The sequence below is a fragment of the Megasphaera sp. An286 genome, assembly GCF_002163455.1.
Lineage (GTDB): Bacteria > Bacillota > Negativicutes > Veillonellales > Megasphaeraceae > Megasphaera > Megasphaera stantonii.
This window is the reverse complement of the sequence record NZ_NFIY01000033.1, coordinates 1-10,230: the sequence shown is the minus strand read 5'-3', so window position 1 is coordinate 10,230 and position 10,230 is coordinate 1. Positions and strand designations below refer to the sequence as shown.

Annotated in this window: 12 protein-coding genes; 9 read left to right on the top strand and 3 right to left on the bottom strand. The window is 51.9% G+C overall.

Features of this window, described 5'->3' with window-relative positions:
- The coding region (locus B5F80_RS10840) for a transposase (RefSeq protein ID WP_143747186.1) at positions 1-127 on the bottom strand (127 nt) is incomplete at its 3' end.
- 130 nt (positions 128-257) lie between these two features.
- A complete protein-coding gene (locus B5F80_RS10835; RefSeq protein ID WP_087478837.1) occupies positions 258-1,433 on the bottom strand; it encodes an MFS transporter in 1,176 nt (391 codons plus the stop codon).
- 132 nt (positions 1,434-1,565) lie between these two features.
- On the opposite strand from B5F80_RS10835, the gene B5F80_RS10830 reads away from it, so the two are divergent.
- From B5F80_RS10830 to htpX, 4 genes are all read left to right on the top strand, one after another.
- Positions 1,566-2,222 (top strand): SIMPL domain-containing protein, encoded by a 657-nt coding sequence (locus tag B5F80_RS10830; protein WP_087478836.1) that lies wholly within the window; start codon positions 1,566-1,568, stop codon positions 2,220-2,222.
- A 176-nt stretch (positions 2,223-2,398) separates the two neighbouring features.
- The gene (locus B5F80_RS10825; RefSeq protein ID WP_087478835.1) at positions 2,399-3,025 is read left to right on the top strand and encodes a site-2 protease family protein; all 627 of its coding nucleotides are present in this window, start codon (positions 2,399-2,401) and stop codon (positions 3,023-3,025) included.
- A 20-nt stretch (positions 3,026-3,045) separates the two neighbouring features.
- Positions 3,046-3,597: a hypothetical protein gene (locus B5F80_RS10820; RefSeq protein ID WP_239386354.1), complete on the top strand. Its 552-nt coding sequence runs from the start codon at positions 3,046-3,048 to the stop codon at positions 3,595-3,597.
- Positions 3,598-3,708: 111 nt separating this feature from the next.
- Complete coding sequence (htpX, locus tag B5F80_RS10815; RefSeq protein WP_087478834.1) at positions 3,709-4,566, top strand: zinc metalloprotease HtpX; 858 nt, start codon at positions 3,709-3,711, stop codon at positions 4,564-4,566.
- A 129-nt stretch (positions 4,567-4,695) separates the two neighbouring features.
- Here htpX and B5F80_RS10810 read toward each other — a convergent pair whose 3' ends face one another.
- Positions 4,696-5,598, bottom strand: coding sequence for a fumarylacetoacetate hydrolase family protein (locus B5F80_RS10810; protein ID WP_087478833.1), 903 nt, complete (start codon positions 5,596-5,598; stop codon positions 4,696-4,698).
- Between the two features lie 297 nt (positions 5,599-5,895).
- Between B5F80_RS10810 and B5F80_RS10805 the strand changes: the two genes are divergently transcribed.
- From B5F80_RS10805 to radC, 5 genes are all read left to right on the top strand, one after another.
- Positions 5,896-6,402, top strand: a complete 507-nt coding sequence (locus tag B5F80_RS10805) for a type III toxin-antitoxin system ToxN/AbiQ family toxin (protein WP_087478832.1) — start codon at positions 5,896-5,898, stop codon at positions 6,400-6,402.
- A 147-nt stretch (positions 6,403-6,549) separates the two neighbouring features.
- Complete coding sequence (locus B5F80_RS10800; protein WP_087478831.1) at positions 6,550-8,238, top strand: glutamine--tRNA ligase/YqeY domain fusion protein; 1,689 nt, start codon at positions 6,550-6,552, stop codon at positions 8,236-8,238.
- Between the two features lie 174 nt (positions 8,239-8,412).
- Positions 8,413-8,685: a DUF4321 domain-containing protein gene (locus B5F80_RS10795; protein WP_087478830.1), complete on the top strand. Its 273-nt coding sequence runs from the start codon at positions 8,413-8,415 to the stop codon at positions 8,683-8,685.
- 14 nt (positions 8,686-8,699) lie between these two features.
- On the top strand, positions 8,700-9,260 hold the full coding sequence (locus B5F80_RS10790; protein WP_087478829.1) for a Maf family protein: 561 nt from the start codon (positions 8,700-8,702) through the stop codon (positions 9,258-9,260).
- Positions 9,257-9,946, top strand: coding sequence for a DNA repair protein RadC (gene radC, locus B5F80_RS10785; RefSeq protein WP_087478828.1), 690 nt, complete (start codon positions 9,257-9,259; stop codon positions 9,944-9,946). Before B5F80_RS10790 ends, radC begins: the two co-directional genes overlap by 4 nt.
- Positions 9,947-10,230 lie beyond the last annotated feature (284 nt).

The window sequence follows — 10,230 nt, the reverse complement described above, 5'->3', positions numbered from 1 at the left end:
CAACCCACGTTTTTAACTGGCAACTGCTCGACATGCCATGTTTTTGTGAAATGGAAGCGTAGCTTCCCTGATTGTCCAAGTATTCTGATACCAGTTGCTTCTTAAATTCGTAACTGTATTTTGCCATAAAAAAACTGACCTCCCATCGTTAGATTTTTGGTCTAACTTTTGGGGGTCAGTTCAATTCTGGGACTTTTTTGGCAGCGACAAGATCTGTCGTCTTGTGATAATATCCTATACATAAAGGCGATATTCTTTTAGGAGTGAAAGCAGCGGCGGGTATACTCGACGTAATACAGGGCTGCCGTGACCAGTACGACGGCTGGGCAGAGGACGCCGTAGAGCAGGCTGTAGCCGAACCATTGGGCGACGAGGCCTAAGGTCATGGCGGCCAGGCCGACGAAGATATCCAGGAACCAAAAGTACGTGGCCGTAGCGGCGCCGGCCCGGCTGGCAGGAACGCTTTGAACGGCCAGTGTCTGAAATACGGGACTGAGAGCGCCGAAGCCGAGACCGAGGATAGCTGCCGACAGGAGAAACCACAGCTTCGTACTGACAAAACCGAAGAGAATAAAGCCGATGATAAATAAGGCGAAGCCGGGATATACGACGTGGCTGGGGCCGACGCGGTCCAGTACGTTTCCTACGACGGGGCGGCTGGCGACGATGACGACGGCAAAGACGGCAAAAAATAATCCTGTGCTTTCGGCCATGTGCAGGGACGCGGCGTACAGGGGAATAAAGGTCAGGATGCCGCCGTAGGCGAAGAATACCAGTCCGCCTAAGAATGACGCTAAAAGAGAGCGCTTTTCGATGAAATGTTCAAAAAAAGGCGTTTTAGAGGCAGATGGCGATGGCTGCACCGCCTTTGGCGGCAGGGAAATGGCCGAGGCCGCGGCGAGAATCAGAGCGGCCAGGACTGCGAGGGCCAGAAACAAGCCAGATATGCGGAGCGTCTGGTATAACAGCAGCCCGGCCAGCGGCCCGACGACCATCGCCATATTGGTCGTGACGGAAAAATATCCAATGCCTTCGCCGCGCCGCGACGGCGGAATGACTAACACGGCGATAGAAGCAGCCGTCGTCGTAGCCAAAGCGAAGACGATGCCGTGGACGAGGCGCAGGCCGTACAGCGCTTCGACGCAGTCGGCGGCGTTGAAGGCGGCCATGACCAGGAAAAATAAAACCAGGGAGCCTAAGAGGAGGCGTCTCTTCTGCTTTTCGTCTACCAAATATCCGGCGACAGGCCGGAAGACGCTGGTGCCGATCTGAAAAAACGTCATGGCCAGGCCGGCTTCGAGCTCGCTGCCATGAAATTCGTCGATGATACAGAGGGGCAGCGTCGTAATCAGGATATATTGGGTAAACAGCTGGAAAAAATTGACGCCGCCCGTCAGCAAGAACGGTTTAGTCCACAAAGCTTTTTTTGTCATGTCGTCACGTCCCTTTTAGTTATGTTGTTACTTGTAGTGATGACTTTCATTATAACCGGCAGCGGCTTGTTGTCAATTTTTTTCTAAATGAAGTGATATGGAATACTGTATTTAGCATAGGAGGAATGTAACATGACGAGAACTATTACCGTGCGGGGCGTAGGAAAAGCGACGGCGAAAGCCGACTTCGTTACTATCAATATGTCTATGAAGACGAGCGACATGGAATATGATACGGCGATGGATAGGGCGGCGGAAAAGATCGACGGCCTCAGCCGGGCGCTGAAACATGCCGGATTTGGAGCCGACGACCTTAAGACGACGAAGTTCAGGGTCGATACGGCATATGACACGATAAAGGACAGAGATGGCAATTATAAGCGCATATTTGAAGGGTTTGTAGTGCATCACGACGTAAGGCTGCAGTTTGATTTCGAATCGCGCCGCCTGTCGCAGGCTCTTTCAGCTATGGCGGCCTGCATATCCGCTCCGGAAATAGAAATCCGCTTTTCCGTAAAGGACTCGGAGAAATTAAAAGACGACATCCTTCGCTCGGCTGCGGAAAACGCGCGGCGCAGGGCTGAAATCCTGTGTGAAGCGTCGGGGGCGTCCCTGGGCGCTCTGCTGTCGATACATTACAGCTGGGACGAGCTGTCTATCTATTCGTCGACCCGTTTTTCCTACGAAAGCGAATGTCTGAGCAGCGTGAAGAGCGTGAAATCCATCGATATGGAACCGGAAGATATTCACGCCGGCGATTCGGCAACCTTTGTATGGGAAATCTGCTGAGAGGCGATAGAGCCGCATTCAGGCCGCCGGAATGTAAAATTTAGGTAAACGATAGAGGACAACGAGCCGCTGGAGCTGCTTCAGCGGCTCGTTGTCGTTGACTTTTTGCGCATCGTATATTACTATAAAATACATAAATAGTATATTTTACAACAACGTATAATGGAGGAATATACATGTTTGATTTCAACATATTGCATATCGTCGCTGGTATTCCCGGCCTGCTCATCGCCATGGTCATGCACGAATACGCCCATGCGCTCGTGGCCGATTATATGGGCGACGACACGCCGCGCCTGATGGGACGGCTGACGCTGAACCCTATGGCCCATATCGACCCCATCGGGGCGCTCATGCTCCTCGTAGCCCGCTTCGGCTGGGCCAAGCCGGTCATGATCAACCCCAATAATTTCCGCAGCTGGCGGAAGGGGGAGCTGTGCGTAGCCTTTGCCGGTCCGGCGGCCAATCTGATCGTGGCGTTCGTCGCCCTCGTCGCCCAGGTTGTCTTCAGCCGACTGGATTTATTTACCGGTACGGCCCTGCAGCTTGTCCTGAGCATGATCGTCATATATAATATCAACTTTGCCATCTTCAACTTGCTGCCCCTGCCGCCGCTGGACGGCTCGCGCATCCTCATGTGCTTCCTGCCGTCGGAATGGAACTATCGCCTGGCGAGCCTGGAACGGTACAGCTTTATCATCCTCATTGCCTTGATGATGACGCCGGTCTTCTCGTATATTTTGATTCCCCTGCAGCGGCTCGTATTCAGCGTATTTAGTCTGGCATTGCTTCCTTTTTTATAAGAGAAAGGCAGGTTTAAACTATGAAACGGATTTTTTGCGCCCTCGCCTTTGCCTGCTGCCTGGTGCTAGGCCCGATGACGGCGTCGGCCTTCGACTACGATCAGTCTGTCGACGAGATTTCCCTCAGCCCGACGACGGCCTATGACACGGTGTACCTGGGTATGTCCCGGGCAGATTTCGACGCTAACTTTTCCGCGTTGCCCGGCTGGACCTTTTACGGAAATACGACGTCCAAGCTGGAACGGGCGGAGCGGTCTGTGACCCGCGACGGCGTGACCGTGCAGGAAGGCCTGGTCATCCTGACGGACGATACGGCGGCTGACAGTAAGGTATTAGCCTTCGACAATTATTTCCGCACGGCCGACAAAAAGACGGCCCGAGACATCTACCGGCGTCTTCGCGCCAGCATTTACGCCGCCATGGACGACTTTCCCGTTAGGCAGAATGGCCGCATGACGACGTGGGTCCGCGGCGACGTGACTATCGTCGTCTTCGCTAAGGCGGAAAAGGATAAGGACGGCATGTACGCCGTCGTCATCCGCCGGTACAATAATCATGTTTTAAAGGAATGACAAGACAAAAGTCCATGTTCTATTGACATAAAAAAGATTCTCATATATAATAATAGTACACCATTTTACTTTTTGACTTTTATATTCCTTGAAGAGTGAGGAGACGTCACCATGAATAGTGTAAAAACAGTGTTTTTGATGACTTTGCTGGCTTGTATTATGATGCTCATCGGCGGAGCCTTCGGCGGCCGCGGCGGCGTCATGATCATGCTGGTCATCGCCTTAGGGATGAATTTCTTTTCCTATTGGTTCAGCGATTCGATTGTCTTAAAAATGTATAAAGCCCAGGAAGTCGGCCAAGGCCATTACCTGTACCATATCGTCGAAGACCTAGCCCGGCGGGCGGAACTTCCCATGCCGAAGGTATATGTCATTCCTACGGACGTGCCCAACGCCTTTGCTACGGGCCGCAACCCTTCCCATGCAGCCGTCGCGGCTACGGAGGGCATCATGGAGATGCTGGACGAAGACGAAATCCGCGGCGTCCTGGCCCATGAAATGTCCCACATCATGCACCGCGATATCCTGATTAGCACGATTGTCGCCTGCTTCGCCAGCGTCATTTCCATGATCGCCAACATCGCCCAGTGGGCGGCTATCTTCGGCGGCGGCCGTGATGAAGACGGCGAAAGCACTAATCCCATCGCCCTGATCGGCACGATTATCATTGCGCCCATTGCGGCGGCGCTGATTCAGTTCGCCATTTCCCGTACGCGCGAATACATGGCCGACGAAGAAGGGGGCCGCATGATCGACGACCCGCTGGCTCTGGCCAGAGCGCTGGCTAAGATCGATAACTACGCCCATTACCGGGTCATGCCCGGTGCGACTCAGTCGACGGCCCACATGTGCATCATCAATCCCTTCTCGGGTCTCAAAGGCAATTTGATGAATTTATTCAGCACCCATCCGTCTACGGAAAACCGCATTGCCCGCTTAGAAGCCCTGGATCGGGAACTGCACGGGTAATAGCCCCGACAACGATATATGAATAACGTAAACGCCCCGTTCCCTCTAGGAGCGGGGCGTTTTGTATGAAAAACAGCTTCTCAGCCTACTAAGATATCTGGCAGAGAGAAACTGTTTTTGCATAGCCCTTTATTTTACTTTGTTAGTCAGCGTTCCAATATCGGAAATGGAGATTTCTACGACGTCGCCGGAATGGATGAATTTAGGCGGATTGAAGCCTACGCCTACGCCGGACGGCGTGCCCGTAGCGATGATGTCGCCGGGCAGGAGGGTCGTTCCCTGCGAGAGGGTCTGGATGAGCTGGGGAATGGTGAAGATAAATTCGCCTGTCGTCGCGTCCTGTCGCACTTCGCCATTGACCTTGGTGACGACCGTAAAGGTATCGGGCGCAGCGTCCCGCAGGAGCAGGAAGGGCCCCATAGGGCAGAACGTATCCAAGCTCTTGCCGTGAAACCACTGGACATGGTTGGCCTGCAGATCGCGAGCCGTTACGTCGTTTAAAATCGTGAAGCCGTATACGTAATCCATGGCTTCGCCCACGGGGATATCAGAGCCTTCCTTGCCGATGATGACGGCCAGCTCGCCTTCATAATCGAGGGCGTTGGTGACGTTTTTATGGGGATCGATGAGGTCGTCAGGGCCGATGACCGATGTCGTGGCTTTAGTAAAAATTAAAGGGTATTTCGGCAGCTCCGGCATAGCCGTCTTGTCGAATTCGGCAATGTGGTCGGCATAATTTTTTCCAATGCAGAAGATATTGCGTTCTACGCGGGGAATAGGCGCCATGATGCGAACCGTATCCAGAGGCTGGGCCGCGACGGCATGGGTCTTTTCATTCTGTTCCAGCGCGTCGGCTAAGGCCAGCAGGCCTTCATTTCCCTGACGGATGAATTCGAGAAGCGTTTCCGGCAGCGGCGTAAAGAAGGCCTCTTCCAGAGCAATAGCGCCGTATACGCCCGTTTCCGTCTCGTCGAGGACGCCCCACTGCACCAGGCCCATATCCTCGTAGGTTACTAATTTTTTTATCAGCATGTCCAATCGTCTCCTTTAATTCTTAAAGATATATGTATATTTTATTATATCACATATGTTATAGGCAATATAGCGCTGAGACGAGAATGCGTATTGACTGCGGAAGAAATGTTTTGTAAAATATAAATGAAAGAAAGCGGTGAGCCTCTACCATAAAGTGAGGACCTAAAAAAGCGGTGAGCCTCTACCATAAAGTGAGGACCTAAAAAAGCGGTGAGCCTCTACCATAAAGTGAGGACCTAAAAAACGATGGAGGGCGTGAAAACGTCCTCTATTTTTGTATAAAAAGGAGAAGCTATGCGTCTGTATCATGTCAGCGATACGTATATACAATATCTAAAGCAGTTTGATGAAAAAGTGCCGGATAATAAAAATCAAAAGCGACCGTATGTGGGAATTGTCGTAGAAGTAGGGGGCGTGACGTATTACGCGCCTTTATCGTCGCCTAAGCCCAAGCATTTGAAAATGAAAAACGGAAAAGATTTTAGAAAAATTAATAAAGGCGTATACGGCGCTATTAATTTTAACAATATGATTCCAGTACCTGTCGCGGAATTACTGCTCATTGATTTCGACGCAATTCAAGATAAACAGTATCGGCGGCTGCTGCAGCATCAATATGAATACATCAAAGAAGACGAAGCGAACATTATAAAAGTTGCAAGGGCGTTACGAAACCTGTTCTTTGTCGGGGGCGATACGCTGAAATCGATTGACAAAAAAGTTATGCAGCGATGCTGTTGTTTCCCGCTGCTGGAACAGGCCTGCTGCCAATATAGGCAGAACGATTCCGACAATATGTGATATAGGTGAATTTTGGCTGCGATTCTGTAGAAAAATATCTTGAAAATGCCGGAAACCGGCTGGTTTGCTGAATTTATAAGTAGAAAGGCTCTGTAATTTGTGATAAAATAAAACATCATACATAAGGCATAAAGGGGAGACTCGTTCATGGATAACGAAATCACAAAGAATTTTATTGAAAATATTATCGATGAAGATAACGAAAAAAATACATATGGAAAGCGCATCCATACCCGTTTTCCGCCGGAACCGAACGGCTATCTCCACATCGGTCACGCGAAATCGATTTGCTTGAACTTCGGCATCGCCAAAAAGTACGGCGGTATTACGAACCTGCGCTTCGACGATACGAACCCGTCCAAGGAAGACGTGGAATACGTCAATTCCATCAAGGAGGACGTCCAGTGGCTGGGCTTTACCTGGGACGACCGCATGTTCTACGCTTCTGATTATTTCGATACCCTGTACAACTACGCTGTCAAATTGATCAAATTGGGCAAGGCCTACGTCGACGATTTGTCAGGCGATGAAATCCGCGAATACCGCGGCACCTTCAGCACGCCGGGCAAGGAAAGCCCGTACCGCAGCCGCAGCGTCGAAGAAAACCTGAAGCTCTTTGCCGAAATGAAGGAAGGCAAGTACGGCGACGGCGAAAAAGTACTGCGTGCTAAGATCGACATGGCCAGCCCGAACCTCAATATGCGCGATCCTGTCCTGTACCGCATCGTCCATGCCCATCATCACCGCACAGGTGACAAATGGTGCATTTACCCGATGTACGACTTCGCCCATCCCGTATCGGACGCCATTGAACGGATTACCCACTCGATCTGTACCCTTGAATTTGAAGACCACCGCCCCCTGTACAACTGGGTCCTCGAAGAATGGGACGACCCGGAAGGCCAGAAGCCGCGCCAGATTGAATTCGCCCGTCTGAACGTCACCAATATGATTACAAGCAAGCGCAAGCTGCGCACCCTCGTAGAAAAAGGCATCGTCAGCGGCTGGGATGACCCGCGTATGCCGACCATTTCCGGTATTCGCCGCCGCGGCTACACGCCCGAAGCCATCCGCGACTTCTGCGAACGCATCGGCGTAGCCAAAGCTGACAGCATGGTTGACATATCCCTTCTCGAGTACTGCATCCGTGAAGACTTAAAGCTCAAAGCGCCGCGTCTCATGACGGTCATCGATCCCCTGAAGGTCGTCATTACCAACTATCCCGACGGCCAGACGGAAACGATAACGGCGGAAAACAATCAGGAAAACGAAGCCATGGGCACCCGTCAGATTACCTTCAGCAAGACCATCTACATCGAAAAGAACGACTTCATGGAAGAACCGGTCAAGAAGTTCTTCCGCCTGGCTCCGGGCAAGGAAGTCCGCCTGAAATACAGCTACATCATCAAGTGTGAAGACGTCGTCAAGGACGAAGCCGGCAACATCGTCGAGCTACACTGCACGTACGACCCGGAAAGCAAGAGCGGCAGCGGCGCCAATGCAGGCCGCAAGGTGAAGGGCACCCTCCACTGGGTCAACGCCGAAGACGCTGTCGACGTCGAAACGCGGGTCTACGACTACCTGTTTAAGACCGATGAATCGGACGACGCCGAAGGCGACAAGAAGGATTTTCTGTCCCAGATCAACCCCAACAGCCTGGAAACCTTTGCCAGCAAGGGCGAAGCCGCTCTGGCTTCCTACCATGCCGGCGACAAATTCCAGTTCCTCCGTCAGGGCTACTTCGTCATCGACAAGGACTCGACGCCGGAACGCCTCGTCGTAAACCGCATCGTCGGGCTGCGCGATACGTGGGCCAAGATGCAGAAAAAGCAGTAAGATGAGAGAAATCTTAAAAGAAGATTAAAATAGCATGAGAAAACGAACCGGTCTTTCCATCGGTCTTAAATTTCGATGAGAATACCGGTTCGTTTTTGTATTTCAGTTGCAGTGCCGCAGGGAACACTGTATAATGGAATCACACCATTACCGGTAGAGGGGGAACTATAAGTTATGAAATCCTTTGGGTCTCATGGCGTGCTGCTTCTCATATTGTTTCTGTTGGCAGGCGGCCTGTTGGGCGGCATTCTTGGAGAAGTTTTATCGGGAATCCAGCTGGGCGACCTCATGCCCATGCTGTCGCAGCATTATGAAATCTTTAATATTCAGAACGTCGATTTGAACTTATATATCATGCAGATTAATTTTGGCATTCGCTTTGCTCCCAACTTGCTGAGCATCCTTGGGGTCTTCGTAGCGTTGTTTATCTATCGTCACGTCAGTTAGAGGAGGTCATTCCCGTGTTGATTTTAGCTTCAGGGTCGCCGCGGCGGCGCGAATTACTCACTCAGGCCGGTATTACCTATATGGTGAATCCCAGTACGTATCAGGAAGATTCGCCGAAAAAGAAGGACCCGGAAAAATACGTACAGGCTCAGGCCGTTGGCAAAGCCTGCGACGTCGCTGAAAAATATCCCGGCCAGTGGGTGTTGGGAGCCGATACGATCGTCGTCGCAGACGGCGAAATCTTAGGGAAGCCCCGCAATGCCAAGGAAGCGTCGGCCATGCTCCACCGCCTCTCTAACGGGAAGCACTCCGTACTGACCGGCGTGGCTCTGGTGCGCGATAAGGACGTATATACGAAGGTCGTCGAAACGAAGGTGTGGTTCCGCCGGCTGACCGATGAGGAAATTGAAACCTACGTATCCAGCGGCGATCCCTTGGATAAGGCCGGAGCCTACGGCATTCAGGGACGGGCCGCAGCTTTTGTAGACAAGATCAACGGCTCCTATACGAACGTCGTCGGCCTGCCTTTGTCCCAGGTCTGCCGGATGCTCCACAAGGCCAAGGTAAATGCCTGATGAGCCCGGTCCAGCCTATGGCCTGCTGCGAAAAGCCGCGGGAAAAATTTCTCCAGCAAGGCGCGCAAGCCGTGACGGATCAGGATTTACTGGCTATTTTGCTGCGCACGGGCGTGAAGGGCCATTCCGTCTTGGACGTGTCGCGGTCCCTGCTGCGTTCTCTGCCGGGAGAAAACCTCTATTACCTCAGCGAGGCCAGCGTAGCCGACTTGTGCGCCATCCGCGGCGTAGGAGCCGACAAGGCCGTGACGATCTGCGCGGCCGTCGAGCTGGGACGGCGCATTGCCCGCCAGCGGGTCAAGCAGAACGCTCCCGATTTCAGCACGCCTCAGGCCATTGCCGAATACGTCATGGAAGATATGCGCTTCCTGCCGCAGGAGCAGCTCCGCGCCGTATACTTATCGACGAAAAATCAGCTCATCGCCGTGCGGACGCTGACCATCGGCACGATTAATTCCAGCCTGGCAAAGTCCCGCGAGGTCTTTCGCTTTGCTATTCAGTACAACGCTGCCGCCGTCGTACTGGTACATAACCATCCCAGCGGCGACCCGTCTCCCAGCAGCGACGACATCGCCGTGACCAGGCAAATCGCCCAGGCCGGCCACATCATGGAAATTCCCGTCCTGGATCACATCATCATCGGTGACGGGACCTTTACGAGCCTGTGCGAGCTGGGGTATGTGTAACATACTATGAGATTGCTTATATATGTGATATGAACGGAGCTGCCGTGCAGAGGAAGGATACGGAGGCTCCGTTTTTTGTATGGAAATGAGCTGTTAAGACGAATCCTTGCAAGCTTTGATAAATTAAATTTTTCATGGCATCAGCCTTTCTTTCAGTTCTAAACGATAAAATAATGGTTAGTGTAAAATAATTGTGGGAAAACTTTACTGCACAAAAGTGAAGAACATATAAAAAGAGAAGGAACTTCTTTGGTATAATGAAATCACCACAATCTCACGCAAAG